Annotated in this window: 12 protein-coding genes and 1 riboswitch; of the genes, 4 read left to right on the top strand and 8 right to left on the bottom strand. The window is 69.2% G+C overall.

The window, feature by feature from the left end; genetic code table 11:
* Positions 1-160 precede the first annotated feature (160 nt).
* Positions 161-2,464 (bottom strand): polysaccharide lyase 8 family protein, encoded by a 2,304-nt coding sequence (locus ACTOQ2_RS23585; RefSeq protein WP_440102213.1) that lies wholly within the window; start codon positions 2,462-2,464, stop codon positions 161-163.
* A gap of 104 nt (positions 2,465-2,568) precedes the next feature.
* Here ACTOQ2_RS23585 and ACTOQ2_RS23580 point away from each other — a divergent pair, with 104 nt between their 5' ends.
* Positions 2,569-2,694, top strand: a complete 126-nt coding sequence (locus tag ACTOQ2_RS23580; protein WP_440102212.1) for a hypothetical protein — start codon at positions 2,569-2,571, stop codon at positions 2,692-2,694.
* Between the two features lie 108 nt (positions 2,695-2,802).
* Positions 2,803-3,516 (top strand): hypothetical protein, encoded by a 714-nt coding sequence (locus ACTOQ2_RS23575; RefSeq protein WP_440102210.1) that lies wholly within the window; start codon positions 2,803-2,805, stop codon positions 3,514-3,516.
* Positions 3,517-3,906: 390 nt separating this feature from the next.
* On the opposite strand, the gene ACTOQ2_RS23570 is transcribed toward ACTOQ2_RS23575, so the two are convergent.
* Positions 3,907-4,521, bottom strand: coding sequence for a TetR/AcrR family transcriptional regulator (locus tag ACTOQ2_RS23570; protein WP_440102208.1), 615 nt, complete (start codon positions 4,519-4,521; stop codon positions 3,907-3,909).
* Between the two features lie 95 nt (positions 4,522-4,616).
* On the opposite strand from ACTOQ2_RS23570, the gene ACTOQ2_RS23565 reads away from it, so the two are divergent.
* A complete protein-coding gene (locus tag ACTOQ2_RS23565) occupies positions 4,617-6,809 on the top strand; it encodes an MMPL family transporter (protein WP_440102207.1) in 2,193 nt (730 codons plus the stop codon).
* 385 nt (positions 6,810-7,194) lie between these two features.
* Here ACTOQ2_RS23565 and ACTOQ2_RS23560 read toward each other — a convergent pair whose 3' ends face one another.
* The 4 genes from ACTOQ2_RS23560 to ACTOQ2_RS23545 form a co-directional block, all read right to left on the bottom strand.
* A complete protein-coding gene (locus ACTOQ2_RS23560) occupies positions 7,195-7,347 on the bottom strand; it encodes a hypothetical protein (RefSeq protein WP_440102390.1) in 153 nt (50 codons plus the stop codon).
* Between the two features lie 172 nt (positions 7,348-7,519).
* Positions 7,520-7,948 (bottom strand): hypothetical protein, encoded by a 429-nt coding sequence (locus ACTOQ2_RS23555; RefSeq protein ID WP_440102205.1) that lies wholly within the window; start codon positions 7,946-7,948, stop codon positions 7,520-7,522.
* Positions 7,929-8,582: a DUF433 domain-containing protein gene (locus tag ACTOQ2_RS23550; protein WP_440102203.1), complete on the bottom strand. Its 654-nt coding sequence runs from the start codon at positions 8,580-8,582 to the stop codon at positions 7,929-7,931. The genes ACTOQ2_RS23555 and ACTOQ2_RS23550 overlap by 20 nt, the downstream gene beginning before the upstream one ends.
* A gap of 187 nt (positions 8,583-8,769) precedes the next feature.
* The gene (locus ACTOQ2_RS23545; protein ID WP_440102202.1) at positions 8,770-10,146 is read right to left on the bottom strand and encodes a helix-turn-helix domain-containing protein; all 1,377 of its coding nucleotides are present in this window, start codon (positions 10,144-10,146) and stop codon (positions 8,770-8,772) included.
* A gap of 344 nt (positions 10,147-10,490) precedes the next feature.
* Here ACTOQ2_RS23545 and ACTOQ2_RS23540 point away from each other — a divergent pair, with 344 nt between their 5' ends.
* On the top strand, positions 10,491-11,123 hold the full coding sequence (locus ACTOQ2_RS23540; protein ID WP_440102200.1) for an ATP-binding protein: 633 nt from the start codon (positions 10,491-10,493) through the stop codon (positions 11,121-11,123).
* A gap of 204 nt (positions 11,124-11,327) precedes the next feature.
* On the opposite strand, the gene metH is transcribed toward ACTOQ2_RS23540, so the two are convergent.
* Both metH and ACTOQ2_RS23530 read right to left on the bottom strand, forming a co-directional pair.
* Positions 11,328-14,924, bottom strand: coding sequence for a methionine synthase (metH, locus tag ACTOQ2_RS23535; protein ID WP_440102198.1), 3,597 nt, complete (start codon positions 14,922-14,924; stop codon positions 11,328-11,330).
* A gap of 104 nt (positions 14,925-15,028) precedes the next feature.
* Positions 15,029-15,104, bottom strand: a riboswitch (S-adenosyl-L-homocysteine riboswitch).
* Positions 15,105-15,309: 205 nt separating this feature from the next.
* Positions 15,310-17,244 carry a nucleic acid/nucleotide deaminase domain-containing protein gene (locus ACTOQ2_RS23530; protein WP_440102196.1) on the bottom strand — a complete coding sequence of 645 codons (1,935 nt, stop codon included), beginning with the start codon at positions 17,242-17,244 and terminating at the stop codon, positions 15,310-15,312.
* Positions 17,245-17,265 lie beyond the last annotated feature (21 nt).

Here is a 17,265-nt window from a genome sequence, read left to right as displayed (position 1 = left end):
CCCGAACGATCCCCCTCCCCCGGGGCAACGGCCTCGTCGTCGCCACCGGACGCGACGGTTCGGGCACGTCCGATTTCGCCGAAGCCTCCGAAATGGCGTTGACCGGACAGAACTCACGCCGGAACACCAGATCGCAGGTCTGGACGAGCGGTTTTCTGAGTCAGACGCGCACCTCCGCGGTGTGGGCGTACCCGCGGCTGCCGCCCACTTCCACCTTGAGCGCGGTCCTGGCCCTGCGCACGCTACGGTCGCTTTCCCTGACCGATCTCACCGGCCAGGGCAACGTGATCTTCACCTCGTCGACGGTCCTGGACGGGTCGGACACCGCGAGCCGTACCCGCTCGCCGGCGCGGTGGACCAGCAGCGCGCAGGGACCGTCGACGGTGAGCGGTCCATCTTGGGTCTCGACGGTCCCCGCGCGCCAGAAGACGGCGGCGATCACGCCGTCGCGCGAGATGGCCTGCACCGCCGCCGAGTTGGCGAGGATCTCGATCCGCCCCTCATAGGCCTCCATCTGCGTGATGGAGGCATCGGGCAGTACGGCGTAGGCGTAGCGGGCCCTGCGGGGATCGACGCCGTGGTCGATGAGGATCGTCGTGTAGTGCCTGGTGACAGCAGAGGTGTCGCCACCGGTGGTGGCGCCCTTGTCGATGTCGCGCCAGCGGCCGGTGCGCTCCTTGCGGATCACTTTCGCATCGGCGCCGTCGAGCAGCGCGTAGCCGGCCACACCGGACAGGTGGATCCAGCCCTCGCCCCGGGTCAGCGGTGGATGCCGGTCGTGGGTGTTGCGGTTCTCCACGATGGTCTCGACACGGCGGCCGTCGGAGGCGGTGATGCCGGCGCCGAGGGCGATCACCGCGTCGTCGAGCAGGAACCACGCCTTCCTGGCCCGCAGCGAGGAGCCACCGGCGATCAGCCTCATGGCCGCCACGCCGTACTCGCCGTCGAGTGCCACGCCGCCCGCCCACGGGGTGGGGGGCAGGCGACGGTGGTCGTGCGGGAGATCGGCGCGTCTGCGGGTGTCGACCGTCGTGCCCGGCAGCCGGTACGGGTCGATCGTGGGCCACAGGTCGTCGTTCCAGTGGGTGAGGTCGCCGGTGTAGAGGTAGGTCATGCCGTCGCCGGTGTACCAGCCGTGCAGATTCTCCCGGTTCATGGCCTCGGCCGCGCCGGTGCGCTGCGAGCTCATCGCGATCGCGTACGCCCAGGTGGGACGGCGGTGCACGACCCGGTCCATGTCGGCGAAGACGTACGTGCCCGTCGTGCGCGAGCCGACCGGCACCGAGGGGTCGGCCAGCAGGGCCGTGGCCCTGGCGATGCTCGCCGGCGGTGCGAACGCGCCGTAGGGGGTGGCCTGGTTGCGGGTGAGCCAGCCTTTGACCAGCGGTCGCCAACGCCGGGCATGGCGCTCGGGTGCCGTCTCCAGCAGGGTGAGGACGGCCTCGACCGCCTTGTGTCCCGAGTGGTGGTCACGGTGGCCCTGCACCGAGATCTGCCGGCCGCGTACGCAGTCCATCATCAGCCCGTCGAAGACGAACGGCACGAACGAGCGGTCCACGAGGTCGTAGACGTCGCCGATGCCGGTGATCTCCCACGGTGACCCGGAGAGCATGGCGATCAGCTTGGCCACGCTCTCCAGGTAGTCCACGCCGTAGCTGCCGGTGTAGGGGTACACGTCGTGCTGGATGAACGATCCGTCACGGTAGAAGCCGTCGCCCGGGCCCCTGGTCGGCCGCAGCAGGTCGGAAACCGCGTTTCTGGCCCGCCTGACGAGGCGGGCGTCGTGGGTGAGCACTCCGCGCATCGCCACCGCCATGGCCTTGCCCGCACGGTTGGCGCCGGTCTCGACGACCCCGGGGTGGCTGACGCGGCGCTCCGGGTCGGGGCACCAGCGGCGCACGGGGCGCAACCAGCGCTCGATGCGGCCTGAGGGCAGGCCGTCGTACAGCAGGGCGCAGGTGTCGGTCAGCGCGCGGGGGACGCCGATCTCCCACCAGAACCAGTTGCTACCCCGCCGGTCGAGCCCCTCGTGGTAGGCGTGCTCGTAGAGGAAGTCCAGCGCCCTGACAGCGGTCCGGGCGACCTGGCCGTCCTGGTGCATGGCGGTGCCCGGCGTGGCCCAGGCCAGCGCCAGCGTGCGCATGCGGTTGTAGGAGCGGTTGAAGTTGCCCGTCCGGGGGTCCGACAGCGGCAGGTCGGACCACAGGCTCGGGCGACCGGCGGCGGGCTTCAGCTTGCGCAGCACCGCGTTGGCCGAGCCCTCGAGCGCCCGCGTCCTGTCGGTATAAGAACTGTCGGTATGAGCGGAGTCGTGCGACCCACCGGCCAGTAGGCTCACCCACCGCTCACGCGCGGCGTCGAACGCCGCGGCGCCGGCCGCCTCGGCCGGTCTGTCCCACAGGGCGAGACCGGCCACTGTCGCGGCGCCCAGCAGGGCGGACCGCCGGCTGAGGGGGTGGATCATGAAGGCTCTTCCGGCGGTAGGGCAGATATCAGATGAAAAGATCATAGGTGGACAGGTGAGTGGGCTGTTCAACCCCGGTGACGGTGAGCGGGCGTACGAACGGCATGACAACCGGCACCGTCCCCATCGCTCACGAGACCGTCGACCACCTCAACCACCACGTGCCCCTGCTCCACCCGGAGATCTCGATCAGGTCCGCCTGCAACGCCGACAGATACTCGACGGCCTGATCGACCAGTACCGGCGGCCCGCATGGACGAGGCGGACAACCGCAGACCAGAGGCCACACCCGGATTTCCGCACCCCACAAGATCTTCGATCCTGCGGCGATCGCCGAGGTGCTGACCGCAGATCCGTCGCGTATCCGCGTCTCTCCGGAATTGTTTCCGCGTGTCTTCGCTGTCTTGCAGGGGCTTGCTCGTCATGTCGAGCGGCAGGGGTATCGGCTTGGGATGCCGACGAAGAATCCCAAGGTCGCCTTCCACATCCTGATGGACACCCGGCGGCGGGGAGTCGAACTCGCCGAGGAGCGGCAATTGATAGATCCGCCACCACCGCGTCCGCTGTTTCGACCGCACAGCGGGCCGCCTCGGCGGAAGCTTCGTCCGCCTGTAAATTACATGACCCGCCACGAAGAAACACATGATGGGCCAGATTCCGGTAGCCGAGTGTTCAATACCGTCTTTACCTCGGCCCGTTTGAAAATTATCCTCAGTCGATCAAAAGATCCGTCCTATAGGAGAAGCATGCAAAAAGGTACTCGGCTCCGCCGGCTCGGCCTCGTCTCAGCGGTGGTGGCGGCCGGCCTGGCGACCACACCCGTGGCCGCACACGCCGACGGCTATGACACTCCCCGCAGCGCCACTGCCGTGGGGGCGGGCAACACCTACGCGGCCGGGTTGGCGGCGGCCGAACAGCGGGCTCGGGCGGCCGTCCTCGCGGTCGGCCACGACTGCACCCCTGGGACCTATAGCACCATAACGACCTATATCTCCCCGGGCGGCGGCACGTGGGTCTTCCAGTCCACTCACCAGGCGATGTGCGTCGACTGATCAAGCTCGGCCTCTGCCGGGCAGCGGGGCAGGGTGGCCCCGCTGTCCACGGCGGAGGCCGATCCGTAGCAGTGCCCGCCCGTCTTCATCGCCAACGCCCCGGCGGAGCATCTCAGCCTGGATCCACCGAGCCGAATCTGACACGAATGCCGTAAAACACGAGGAATTGCCCTCCGGCCTGGGATGATGGGAGTTCCTGAGGCTTCCGTCAACCAGTTCGAGATGGCACCTCCAAAGTACAAGTCTTTCATGCTCCGGCCAAGACCCATGCGATCTTCGACGAGGAGTACCTGGTCGCCTATGCGGGGCTGGTGTCGGTGATGCGGCCGGCCGAGCGCTGCGGTCTGGACGGGCGGGTGGGCGAGCACGTGGCGAGCGCCGACCCGCCCCTCACTCGCCGAGTGCGGGGGTCAGGTAGCCCACCAGCATCGTCTTCAGCTCGGCGATGAGCTCGGCGGAGCGCTGCGGCGGCGCCGAGGCGACAAGCGGCATGACCGCCTTCACCGTCGCCAGCGACATGGTGGCCAGCGTGAGACAGCGCTCCTGGTCCAGGTGCGGGGCGCGTATCGAGAGGACCTGCGCGACGCGCGTGGCGATGCCCGTGTGGAGCTGCTCGGAGGCCCAGGCCAGGCGGTCGCCGGTCGCCGAGCCGTGCAGCAGTGCCCAGTAGGCGGGGCGGCCGCCCTTGAAGTCGGCGATCTCATCGACGAGTTGGCCGACCAGCTCGGGCAGCGGTATCCGCGTCACGTCGCCGGTCAGCCGCTCGTTCCAGTGCTGCCGCCTGCCGTCGGTGAACCGGGCGAGCAGGGCCTCCAGGATCTCTTCCTTGTTATGGAAGAACTGGTACAGCGAGCCCGGCGACATCCCGGCTCGCGCGGCGATCGCGTTGGTGGTCGCCTCGGCGTAGCCGATGTCGGCGATCACCTCCTCCGCCGCGTCGAGGATCTCCTCCATGCGTTTGAGGCCGCGCGCCTGGCGGCGTACAGGCTTGCGTGTCTCGACCACGGATCACCGTCCACGTTGACAAATGCGAGCTTTTACTTGTATTTCTGATTCCAACGCTAAATACGAGTAGTTTACCGACTTCGGGGTTGATCAAGATGACCGTCCGCACCCATGCCCCTCCGCTGGCCGCGCCGCCGGTGCCCCCGCTGCGCCGCCTCGGCTACCTGCTGGTACGGCGCCGCCGCCTGGTGATGATCCTGGCCCTGCTCGGCACGGTCGTCATGGGCACGCTGGCGGCCGGTACCGTGAGCGGGCTGTCCCTCGCCCGCTACGACGCGCCGGGCTCGGAGTCCGACCAGGCGCAGAACGAGCTGGCCGAGCGGTTCGGCACGGGTAGTGCCGACCTCGTCCTGCTCGTCACCGCCAGGGGCGGGAACGTGGACGACCCCGCCGTGGCCGCCGCCGGCCGGGAGCTGACGAGCCGGCTGGCCGCCTTCGACGGCGTGGCCGAGGCCGCCTCCTACTGGTCGCGGGGTACCCCCGCGACGCTGCGCAGCGAGAACCGCGCGCACGCGCTCGTGCTCGCGCGCATCCCGGGGGACGCCAACCTGGTCAGGGGACAGATCCTGCCGCGAATCATCCCCGAGGTGACCCGAGGCGACGACACGATCACCGTTCAGGCGGGCGGCGGGGAGGAGGTCTACCGCCAGACCGTCCCGCTGGCCAGGCAGGACTTCGTGCGGGCCGAGATGGTGATCTTTCCCCTGGTGTTCATACTGCTCTGGATCTTCCTGCGCCGCCTGGTGGCGGCCGTGGTGCCCATCGTGCTGGGCGTCTTCGTGATGGTGGTCTCGCTGGCTCTGATCCGCCTGCCGCTGCTCTACTCCGATGTCTCCACCTTCGCGCTCAACCTGACGCTGGCGCTCGGCCTCGGCCTCGGCATCGACTACGCGCTGTTCATAGTCTCGCGGTTCCGCGAGGAGGTACGGCTGGGCCATGACCGGCATGAGGCGGTCGCCAGAAGCGTCGAGAAGGCAGGCCGTACGGTGATCTTCAGTGGGGTGACCGTGGCGGCCTCGCTCGCGGTGCTGCTGCTGATGCCCTTCGGCTTCTTCCGGTCCTTCGGCTACGCGGGGATCGCGGTGGTCATCGGGGGAGTGGTCGGTGCCATGATCGTCCTGCCCGCGGTGCTCGCCGCGATCGGTGACCGGGTGCTGCCCCGCCGTACGAAGGAGGAGAACGGCACGTTCTGGCGCGGCCTGGCCACGCGCGTCATGCGCAAGCCGCTGATCTTCGGCGGAGTGGCGACGGTGGTGCTCCTGCTGCTCGGCTCGCCCTTCCTCGGGCTGAACTTCGGCGTCGCAGACGACCGCATCCTGCCCACCTCGGCGCCGGCGCGGCAGACCTCCGAGGTGATCCGGGCGGAGTTCCCCGCGGAGGAGAGCGACGCGCTGCAGGTCGTCTCCGCCGGGGCCGCCGACGCGGCGGAGGTGCCCGGCTACGCGGCCGCGCTGTCGCGGCTGCCCGGGGTCGCCCAGGTGGACTCGGCGGCGGGATCCTACGCCGGGGGGCAGCGGGTCGGCGACGGCGATCCCGGGCGGTTCCAGGGCGACGAGGGGACCTGGCTGTCCGTGGTGCCGGCCGCGGAGCTGATGGAGCGCGATCCGGTGGGCCTGGTGCGGGACGTGCGGGCGCAGGCGGCGCCGTTCGAGGTGCTGGTCGGCGGCTACCCAGCAGAGCTCGGCGACTACCGGCAGGCGGTGGTGGACCGGCTCCCGCTGCTGCTCGGGCTGATCCTCGTGGTGACGTTCGTCATCCTGTTCCTGATGACGGGAAGCCTGCTGATCCCGTTGAAGGCCACGGTGCTCAACCTGCTGAGCCTGTCGGTGATGCTGGGCGCGCTCGTGTGGATCTACCAGGATGGGAACCTGTCGGGCCTGCTCGGCTTCACCGCGACGGGCACCCTCGATCCGAGCATTCCCATCCTGATGTTCTGCATCGGGTACGGGCTCTCGATGGACTACGAGGTGTTCCTGCTGTCGCGGATCAAGGAGGAGTACGACCGCACGGGCGACACCGTCGCCGCCGTCACGGCAGGGCTCCAGCGCAGTGCTCCGCTGATCACCGCCGCCGGTGCGATCCTGGCGATCTCCTTCGCGGCCTATGTCACCGCGGGCGTCTCCTTCGTGCAGATGCTCGGCGTCGGGATGGCGGTGGCGATCCTGGTGGATGCCACGATCATCCGGGCGATCATGGTGCCGGCCTTCATGCGGCTCGCGGGCCGGGCCAACTGGTGGGCGCCCGGCCCCCTGCGGCGGCTGCACGCGCGGATCGGGCTGAGCGAGTGATCCGTGCGCGCCCGGTTGTTCGCGTCCACCCGGACGCGCCCGGGGTTCAGGTGAGGTAGCGGGCCCAGATCTGCTCCACGACGGGCTCGCGCTACTCGGCGACGCCGCACGCGGCCGGGTCCTGGTGCTGGTCACCGACGGTCAGGTCGACAACGAGGACCAGATCCTGGAGCGGGTGAGCGCGGGCCTGTCCGGGGTGCGGGGCCGCGTCTCACCAGCCGAAACGGCCCTCGCGGAGGAATTGGACCGAAGAATGATCACAAAAATTCACGCCGTGGATCCAGGCTCAGGGACCGAGTAGCCGAAGACAGTCGACACGCCTGCTTGCTCACAGCGCTGACCGAAGGCAATCGAGGTGTATTGACCCCCTTATTGCTGTGGGGAATCACCCGGCCTCGGGGCGGCGCTGGTGCAGCGCCATCGCCAGCGCATCGGTCACCAACTCGGTGCGCATGTGCTCGGCCATCGCCCAGCCGACGATCCGGCGCGGTTCAGGCTCATACTCCGGCTGAGCGTAGAAAGCGCGAAGGTCGGACACCCGATTCCGTAGAAGGCCCGGCCTCACCTCCAACACCCACCGGGGGTGCGGCACGCCCAGCCTGCCCCCAGAAGTGATCAGGCAAACGCAATGAACAACGACAGATGCGTGTTCCGCCACGGATCGGTCCATCCGATCAAAGTGTTACTCCTGGGACGGCTTCGGCCAGTACTTAGGCGGAGCGAAAGCGGGATCGACGACGCGCAGGCGACTGGCCGGGGTCGGGTCGATGCCGCGTAAGGTCACCAGGCGCTTGCCCGTCCGCCCCGGTGAGGAGATTCAACGCAGCGGGCAGTCCGGCGGCGACGGTGGCGATCGCCAGGCCGATTCCGATCATGCCGGGGTGCTTGTGTGGGTATTCGATCCGGTGCAGCCCGGAAGCGGCGATCGCCTCGACCTCCCGGGGGCGCTGCATCTGCCGGGCGTCGTTGGTCAGGATGACGTGGAATCCCTCGGCCACCGCTCGGGGGTAGAGGTTTTCGTCCCGGGTCCCAGACCAGCGGTCGAGATCCAGCAGATGGACGATCTCATGCCCCAGCACGAAGGCGATGATGGCCTGGTGGAGCGGCCGGGACACGTTCTCATCCAGCAGCAGCCTCACGTGATTCCTTGGGGGGATCGTAGCTGTTGACGTAGTCGGCGAAGTCGGCGGCATCCAGGGCCGCCGTAGGGGTGACGCTCGGGTAGTACTCGGAGATCCGCTCCGGGGGGAGCCCGTCTCGAAGGAGAGCGGCGACCTCGTCATAGGGAACGCGGGTGCCCTCGATCACCGGCACTCCGCCGCGAACCGCCGGGTTCACCGTCACATGCGCGCGAGGCCTCAGCAACGGCGGGATGTGCCTGCCGTCGCGGTAGAACGGCTGCAGGACATCGACCATCTCGTGGATGACCACGTTGGCTTTCCTGCGTACCAGGTCGACCGCCTGGTCGGACTCGGCCAGGTAGATGCTGCTGCCGTCGGCGACCAGTGTGTACGACGAAAGGTGATCGTGCTCCTGCAAATCGCCGCGGAGGGTATCGAGCGCCCGCCTGATCTTTTGCAGCGAGGCGTCGTTGCGCAGCTTGACGCAGGTCCGCAACGCCACCACATCGCGGAAGGAGTAGAGAACGGGCCGGGTGCTGGAGATCTCCGGAATCAGCACCGCGCCACGGTTGGCTCCGGCCTTGCGCCAATGGGCGAGCTGGCGGAGCGTGGCACCCGACAGCGCCGCCGCCAGCTTCGAGTCAAACGCCATCACCTCAGCCCCTCCCCCACTCCGTGATCCGAACCCCTGCCCGGACATCATCGCAAATCCCGCCGAGCAGGTCAGGCACTATGCGACCTCGCCCTGCACTGTTTCGAGGGCTTTTGGCGGAGCGCTGATGTCCCACAGGACATCAGCGCTCCGCCAGGGACCGCCCGTCCGCATGACTCTCGTGTGTTCAGGCGGCGAGAGCGTGGTTGAGGTGGTCGTGGAACTCACGGACCATGATGCTGCCCTTGTACGGCTCAAGCTGGTCGGCGAACCGTTGGATCAGCTCGACCGAACGGGTGGAGGTCAACGCCTTCGCCGCCGGAATCGTGGCCCGTGCGACGTCGATGGCCTGCTCCAGCTCACCCATCCCCAAGTACGCCTCGGCGGCATGTACCCGATTGAGCTGGGCGGATCTGGGGAGACGTGCACTGAAAGCGGTCACGGCCGCCTCCGCGTAGTTCACCGCCCGCGTGTGGTCGCCGAGCAGCCGCCAGCAGTTGCCCGCCTCCGCGTTCAGCTCCGTCTCCTCGTACCTACTCGTCCACACCGGATCGCGATCGGTGGCACCTTGGGCGTGGACGTTCTCCGCCTCCACCAGCAGGCGTTCGATCTGTTTGGCGTCGTGCCCGTCGCGAGTCTCGGCCGGTCTGGTACGCAGAGCCATCGCCCACGCCTCCCGGGTCAGCATCAACGCCATGACCCGAGGAGACGCCTGCGCCCGGCGAGCGGTGTCGGTCGCGGCTCGCGCCAGCCATACCGCCACGGTGCCCTGGTCCAGGTGAATCGCCTGGCGGGTCAGCGTCGCCAGCGCCCAGGCCCCGGTCAACGGGTCACCCCCCGTCTTCGCCAGCCGCAGCGCCTGGCCGAAGTGCTGCTGCGCCTGGCCGTGACGGCTCAGGTCGAAGGCGGTCCAGCCCGCCAGCCAGGCCATTCCCGCTGCTGCTCGCATGAGCTCCGATCCCACCCGGTCGTCGTAGCGGCCCCGCAGCAATGGGGTCACCGTCTCGTGCAGATACCGCACGACCACCGGACGGACCAGTCCGGCCCCAAACTGCTGGTCTATCTGGCCGAACGCCTTGCAGGCCTCGTCGATCCCAGCGACGTCGGTCAGATCCACCGTGCACTTGCCCTCCTGCTGCGCGACCGTCCTGGGCGTGATGCCGTAGTTCCACGACATCAGCCACTCACCCAGCACCGAGGGCACGAACGGCAACGAGGCCAGTAAACGACGCCGGGACGCATCCATCTCGTACCTCCACAACATCGCGGCCGACTTCACCGTAGCCGCCACCGAGATGTCGCCGTAGTCCGTGATCGGCCACGATGATGTCTCCCCGTAGGACCAGCCATCTATCCAGCGTTCGACTTCCAGCGCGTCCACCTCGAACGCGGTGGCGATCTTCGCCCGGTGCGAAGCTCGGACGCCCTGCTCGCCACGCTCCCACCGCGCCCAGGTTGTCTGCCCGACCCCGACCGCCTCCGCCGCCGCCACCTGACTCAGCCCACGCTGCCTGCGCGCCCTGATCAACTCCGGACGCCCCTCACGCTGCCGCGACTCACCCACAACCGCCTCCCTGAGGTAATCGATTGACTACTCATTGTCATGGCGGTGAGTCTCATCGCGCTACCGTAGACAGCGAAACGACCACCAAACGCCCCCTTCGGCTGCACACCGCCCACCTGTGGTAAAGGGCCAGCCTGGGGCATAACCTCCCCTTCAGGAACGTGAGCAACGAGCCGACCGCGACGGCCATCCCTCGCACCGTGCCGCTCAACGACCACCAAACGCCTTCCTCAGGCTCTCGGCTCGTCCTCCTGTGAACAACGGGCTGACCTCGGCGTTCATCTCTCTCCGTGCCGTGCCGTTTCCTGCTGTGCACCGTCATCGACAGCGAACGGAGTCGTCCCATGCGGCCAACCGACGGCCTGCCCCCAGGTCCACCCGACCAACCCTCTCGCCCGCTGCCGCCTCGGGCAGACCTCGGTGGGCGGTACGCCACCGGAGAGCAGCCCAGCGACGTCCGGGTGATGGTCAAGGTTCTCCAGCCCGGCTCGGCCTCCCGCCGGGCCCGCGCCCTCCTCCGTGAGGTGCTCCAGGACACCAGCCTGGACGAGGACGCCATCTCCGACGCCGAACTCGTCGTCGCCGAACTCGCCGCCAACGCCGAGAAGCACGCCTGCCCGCCGTACGAACTGCGTGTCATCAGCGTGGACGCCGTCCCCACCTGGTGCGAGATCTCCGACGGCGACCCCGACCTCTATGAGATCGGCATCATCTTCAACCTGCTCCGCTCGGTGGACGAGATCGGCCTGCCGCTACTCGCCGAGAACGGCCGGGGCCTGCTCCTGGCCCACCGGCTCTCGCACGGTCACTGCCACGTCCACGCCACCACGACCCTCACCACCGGCACCCCCGCCAAGGCCGTCACCTTCACCCTGCCCACCCGCCCCGACAACCGGCGCACCTTCTCACCTCTCCCTGACCTCGGCACCGGCCTCGCCGCCCTCAGCCGCTGGGCCGACCGGCCCCCTCTCCCCTGACTCCTGAAACCCCGTGCTTCCAGCGGTCCCACCCTCATAAGAATCTGTGGTCCACGATGATGAACTTGGTGTGGTTACGTCCAAAATGACCGAAGAAGCCGAGTTCGCTTCCTGGAAGGTCAACGAGGAAGCGCCTCTCCAGGAGAGGTGAATCCCGTCGGCCGGGGCCGTTCATCGGCCCTCGGCACCGGCCGACGGTTGGGATCAGCTGGGCTCGTAGGCGAGGTTGGGGCGCAGCCAGCGCTCGACCTCGGCGAGGTCGAGGCCACGGCGCCGGGCGTAGTCATCGACCTGGTCCCTGCCGAGGCGTCCCACGGTGAAGTACCTCGACGACTCGTGGGCGAAGATCAGCCCGCTGACGCTCGCGGCCGGGGTCATCGCGAAGGACTCGGTCAGGCCCATGCCGAGCTTGTCGGCGCCGAGCAGCTCGAACAGCTCCCGCTTCTCGCTGTGGTCCGGGCTCGCGGGGTAGCCGAGCGCGGGACGGATGCCGCGGAAGCGCTCGGCGTGCAGGTCCTCGATGAGGGGATCGGCGTCGGGCTCGAACCAGCCGCGCCGCGCCTGTAGGTGGATGTGCTCGGCGAACGCCTCGGCCAGGCGGTCGGCGAGGGCCTTCACCATGATCGACCGGTAGTCGTCGTTCTGGGCCTCGTAGCGGGCCGCGAGCTCCTCGGCACCGTGCACGGCCACGGCGAACCCGCCCAGGTGGTCCCCGGCCGGGGCGATGTAGTCCGCCAGGCACCGGTTGGGCCGGCCGTCGGGCTTGGCCGTCTGCTGGCGCAGCATCGGCAGCCGAAGACCGTGCTCGAGCACGATGTCGTCGCCCTCGGAGTGGGCGGGCCAGTACGCGTAGGCGCCCTTGGCCTGGAAGCTCCCCTCGGCGATGATCTGGTCGAGCATGGTGTTGGCGTCGTCGAAGAGCTCGCGGGCCACCGGCTGGTCGAGGATGGCCGGATACTTGCCCTTCAGCTCCCAGGCCAGGAAGAGGAACTGCCAGTCGATCATCGCCCGGAGGGTCTCCAGGTCCGGCTCCACGAGGCGGACGCCGGTGAAGGCGGGGACCGGCAGGTCCTCGAAGGAGACCCGCTCGGGGTTCGCGCGGGCCTGGTCGACGGTGAGCAGCGGGGTGCGCTGCTTGTTCGCGTACTGCTCGCGCAGGCGCTCCTGATCGGCGCTGTTGCTCACCGCGAGCGCCTCGGCCCGGTCGGCGTCCAGCAGGTCGGAGACCACGCCGACGACGCGGGAGGCGTCGAGCACGTGGACCGTGGGGTTGTCGTAGGCGGGGGCGATGCGGACCGCGGTGTGCTGGCGCGAGGTGGTGGCGCCGCCGACCAGCAGGGGCAGCTTCAACCCGCGGCGCTGCATCTCCGCGGCGACGGTGACCATCTCGTCCAGCGACGGGGTGATCAGCCCTGAGAGCCCGATGACGTCGGCGCCCTCGGCGACCGCGGTGTCCAGGATGACCGAGGCGGGGACCATCACCCCCAGGTCGACGACCTCGTAGTTGTTGCAGCCGAGGACGACGCCCACGATGTTCTTGCCGATGTCGTGCACGTCGCCCTTGACGGTGGCGAGCACCACCTTGCCCTGGCCGCGGCCGGTGTCGACGCGCCCCTCCAGCCGCGCCTGCTCCTTCTCGGCCTCCATGTAGGGCTCCAGGTAGGCGACCGAGCGCTTCATCACCCGCGCGCTCTTGACCACCTGCGGCAGGAACATCTTCCCCGACCCGAACAGGTCGCCCACGACCTTCATCCCGTCCATGAGCGGCCCCTCGATCACCTCCAGGGGGCGTGCCCGCTGCTGCCATGCCTCCTCGGTGTCGGCCTCGATGAAGTCGACGATGCCGTGCACGAGCGCGTACGACAGGCGCTCCTCCACCGGGGCGTCGCGCCAGGCCAGGTCCACGACGCGGCGCGTACCGGAGCCGCTCACCGTCTCGGCGAAGGCGACGAGCCGGTCGGTGGCGTCCTCGCGCCGGTCGAAGATGACGTCCTCGACGAGTTCGAGCAGGTCGGCGGGGATGTCCTGGTAGACCGCGAGCTGCCCGGCGTTGACGATGCCCATGTCCAGCCCGGCGCGCACCGCGTGCAGCAGGAACGCCGAGTGCATCGCCTCGCGCACGACGTCGTTGCCGCGGAAGGAGAACGACAGGTTGGAGATGCCGCCGCTGGTCAGCGCCCCCGGGCAGCGCTCCTTGATGAGCGGCAGCGCCTCGATGAACGCCTTGGCGTAGCCGTTGTGCTCGCTGATGCCGGTGGCGACCGCGAGCACGTTGGGGTCGAACACGATGTCCTCGGGGGCGAACCCGGCCCGCTGGGTCAGCAGGTCGTACGCGCGGGCACAGATCGACACCTTGCGCTCGACGGTGTCGGCCTGGCCCTGCTCGTCGAAGGCCATCACCACCACGCCGGCGCCGTAGTCGCGGATGATCCGGGCCTGCTCCAGGAAGGCGTCCTCGCCCTCCTTGAGGCTGATCGAGTTGACGACGCCCTTGCCCTGCACGCACTTGAGCCCGGCCTCCAGCACGCTCCACCGCGAGCTGTCGATCATGACCGGGATGCGGGCGACCTCGGGCTCGGTCGCGATCAGGTTCAGGAAGGTGGTCATGGCCTGCACGCTGTCGAGCAGGTCGGCGTCCATGTTGACGTCGAGCAGGTTGGCCCCGCCGCGTACCTGCTCCAGCGCGACGTCGACAGCCGCCTGGTGGTCGCCGCCCTCGATCAGGCGGCGGAAGCGCGCCGAACCGGTGACGTTGGTGCGCTCACCGATCATGACGAACCCGGTGTCCGGGCCGATCTCGAAGGGCTCCAGGCCGCTGAAACGGGTGCGGGCCGACGGCTCCGCGACCTTGCGGGGCGGGAGGCCGGACACCGCGGCCGCGATCCGCTCGATGTGCCCCGGCGAGGTCCCGCAGCACCCGCCGACGACGTTGACCATCCCCGACCTGGCGAACTCGTCGAGCAGCGCCGCCGTCTCCTCGGGGGTCTCGTCGTAGCCGCCGAACGCGTTGGGCAGGCCCGCGTTGGGGTGACAGGCGACGTAGGTGCCGGCCAGGCGCGACAGCTCGGCGACGTGCGGGCGCATCTGCTCGGCGCCCAGCGAGCAGTTCACGCCGACCACGAGCGGCTCGGCGTGCCGGATCGCGCTCCAGAACGCCTCGACGGTCTGTCCCGACAGCGTGCGCCCGCTCAGGTCGACGATCGTCACCGAGATCCACAGGGGCAGGTGCGGGGCGACCTCGCGCGCGGCGGCGATCGCGGCCTTCGCGTTGAGCGTGTCGAAGATCGTCTCGATCAGCAGCAGGTCGACGCCGCCCTCGGCGAGCGCGCTGATCTGCTCGGCGTACGCGGCCCGGACCTCGTCGAACGACACCGCCCGGTAGGCGGGGTCCTCGACACGCGGGGACAGCGACAGCGTGACGTTCAGCGGGCCGATCGAACCGGCCACGAACCGCCCGCCCGCCTCGTCGGCGGCCTGGCGGGCCAGCTGGGCGGCCCGCACGTTCATCTCCCGCACCAGCGACTCCAGCCCGTAGTCGGCCTGGCCGATGCTCGTGGCGGTGAAGGTGTTGGTGGTGGTGATGTCCGCGCCGGCCGCGAGGTACTGCCGGTGGATGTCCAGGATGACGTCGGGACGCGTCAGGTTCAGCAGGTCGGGGTCGCCGGTCACGTCGCGCGGGTGGTCGAGGAACCGGTCGCCGCGGTAGTCGGCCGGGGTGAGCGAGGCTCCCTGCAGCATCGTGCCCCAGGCCCCGTCGAGCACCAGGATCCGCTGACCCAGCAGCTCCCGCAGGGCTTCCACGCGGACCTTTGCCTCTCGCGCGCCGTTTCCGGGACGCGTATCACCGCCGGGTACGAGGTCGTGCCCGTCGTGCTTCAAAGATCCGTTCACCGGTCAGCCTCCCGTCGTGGGAGGCGCCCTTACCGGAAGATCCAGGCCGAGCGTGGCGGGCCTGAGCCCGTTGCAGCGCCTCTCGGCCTTGAGATCGAGAATACCGAGGGTTGGAACGAGACGCCAAACAACGGTCCACAATCCGGAAAGATCCTGTCCAAATACCGTCATGAGACCCTCATCGCGCGAAGATCGCCGTTTTCCCCGTCCCGGGCTGAACCGCCCCGGTTCCACCGGACCCGGGGTACATCGGTTCGGCGCCCGCGGGGTCACGCCGAGCGCCGGTCGGTCGTCGTCATCCGTCTCTCGGCGGGCCGTAGGGCACGGGCGGGCGCGGACGGTGGCGGCGCCGGTGGTAGGCCAGCACCACGACCACGGCCAGGCCGAACGAGCCCACCCACATGGCGATGACGGTCATCGCGCGTAACGGTGTCATCTCCCGTGCCGGGTTCTCCGCGCTCCGGGACGCCCCGGTCAGCCACGTCGACCGGGCGCCCTGGGCGCCGGGCAACGTGCTCCATCTCCGGCGCAGGTCCGCCTCGGTCACGGTGCCGTAGGAGACGGTGGTGAAGTCGATGCCGCCGTAGAAGTAGGAGTAGCGGAAGCCACCGACGTCACGGGTCACCTTGAACTCGCCGTTCTTGTACGAGCGCACATAGGCGTCGAAGACGTCGACCGGTTTCCACGCCTGGCGGGAGGTCCAGGGGCCGATGTCGCCGCTGTCGATCAGGGGCGTGAAGGTCGTGCTCGCCGTACGGCTGCGCTTGCGGTACCACTCGGCGGCCACGCGGCTGAGGTAGACGCGCCGCAGCGCCGCGTACTCGGGAGCGGTGTTGACCGCCTTCTCCACCCGGGACAGGATCATCTCGCGGAAGACTCGCTCCGACTGCCTGCTCTGCCGCTCGGACTGTCCCGCGCAACCCTCGGGGAGGGTCAGGCCGGGGTCGCGGCCCGCGAGATACTCGTTCTCCAGCTTGACCCGCAGCGGCGCGTCGAGGATGTACAGCTCGTCGCCGTGCTCGTGCACGGTGGCCGGGCCCGGCACGATCCACTGCCGGAACACCAGGCATGTGCCGTCACCGGCCCTCCAGTACCGTCTACCGGTCGCGCTGTCCGGGTGGATGAGCCTGGCCACGGTCTTCTTCATCCGGAAGTCGGCCTCCAGCAGGATCCGGCCGGCGTCGGTCCTGCCCAGGTCCGCGTCGATGATCCGGTCGGGCTCGGAGGGGTTGAGGTTCACCGTGAACGTCGACGGCCGCAGCGCGAGCCAGACGAAGAAGGCGTCGGACGCCTGCCGGGTGACCCGCAGCGCGGTCGCCGGATCGGTGTCCGGGTCGCCGTCCCCCGCTTCCTTCGCGGTCTTCCTGGTGAAGCCGTACCGGACGCCGTCGGGACGGTCGGTGCCCGCGTCGGCGAGGTAGCGCAGCTCCAGGGAGGAGAAATCGATGCCGCCGTTCGGGTCGGCGGCGGCCCGGGCGAGGCCGGCGTCATCCGCGTCGCCGGTCGGCGGGGCGCCGAAGGCGTCGTCACGTGGCTGGAAGATCGACGGGACCGACCGCCGGCCCGCCGCGATCTCATCGGCCAGGGTGTCCGGGTCGGTGGCGAGCACGTCGGCCCGCGTCATGTTGGCCAGAGCCTCTCTCAACGCGGGCAGCAGATCGCCGAAGGGGGAGGCGAAGGAATGGTAGACGGCGGCGTTCGTGCGGAGCAGGCGTGCCCTGCAGTCCGCGCTCCTCGGGCTGCACGGGGCGAGGTCGGTGTAGAGGGCCAGCAGTCGTCCCTCGTCGATGCCCCGCTGGGCGAGGCTCTTGAGGATGCGCTGCTCGGAGTGCTCGATCGCCGTCGCGATCCACTCGACCTGCCCCTTCTTGCCCTTGCGCGTCTTGTTGGCGTTGAACCGGGGCACCACGAGGAGCGCCTTGACCTCCGGCGGCAGCTTCAGCGCCTTGAGCAGGGCGGGGTTCTCCCGGCGCAGCTCGTCGACCGTCCGGAGGAATCTCCGGTCGAACTCGTCGGTGACGCATCCGGTCACGTCGACGAATCCCACCGCGACGTTGAGGTAGGGGTTGAACGCGCCGTTGCGGTGGTCGCCGAGATCCGGTTCGACGTCACGGCCGAGATCCGGGTCGCGGTCCATGATGTCGCGGTAGGAGAAGCCGACCTGGGCGATGGGGTCGCTGTAAGGGATGTGCGCGGCCGGGGCGCCGGGCTGGGCGAGACGGGGCGGCACGTATCCGGGCGGACACGGATC

The organism is Streptosporangium sp. H16, from assembly GCF_051918855.1.
Classification (GTDB): Bacteria; Actinomycetota; Actinomycetes; order Streptosporangiales; family Streptosporangiaceae; genus Streptosporangium.
This window is presented reverse-complemented; position numbering and strand designations above follow the sequence as displayed.

Bases quoted from the DNA above. Each gene is read 5' to 3' on its own strand.
- ACTOQ2_RS23585 (WP_440102213.1), bottom strand. From the start codon at position 2,464: ATGATCCACCCCCTCAGCCGGCGGTCCGCCCTGCTGGGCGCCGCGACA.
- ACTOQ2_RS23580 (WP_440102212.1), top strand. From the start codon at position 2,569: ATGACAACCGGCACCGTCCCCATCGCTCACGAGACCGTCGACCACCTC.
- ACTOQ2_RS23565 (WP_440102207.1), top strand. From the start codon at position 4,617: ATGACCGTCCGCACCCATGCCCCTCCGCTGGCCGCGCCGCCGGTGCCC.
- ACTOQ2_RS23550 (WP_440102203.1), bottom strand. From the start codon at position 8,582: ATGGCGTTTGACTCGAAGCTGGCGGCGGCGCTGTCGGGTGCCACGCTC.
- ACTOQ2_RS23540 (WP_440102200.1), top strand. From the start codon at position 10,491: ATGCGGCCAACCGACGGCCTGCCCCCAGGTCCACCCGACCAACCCTCT.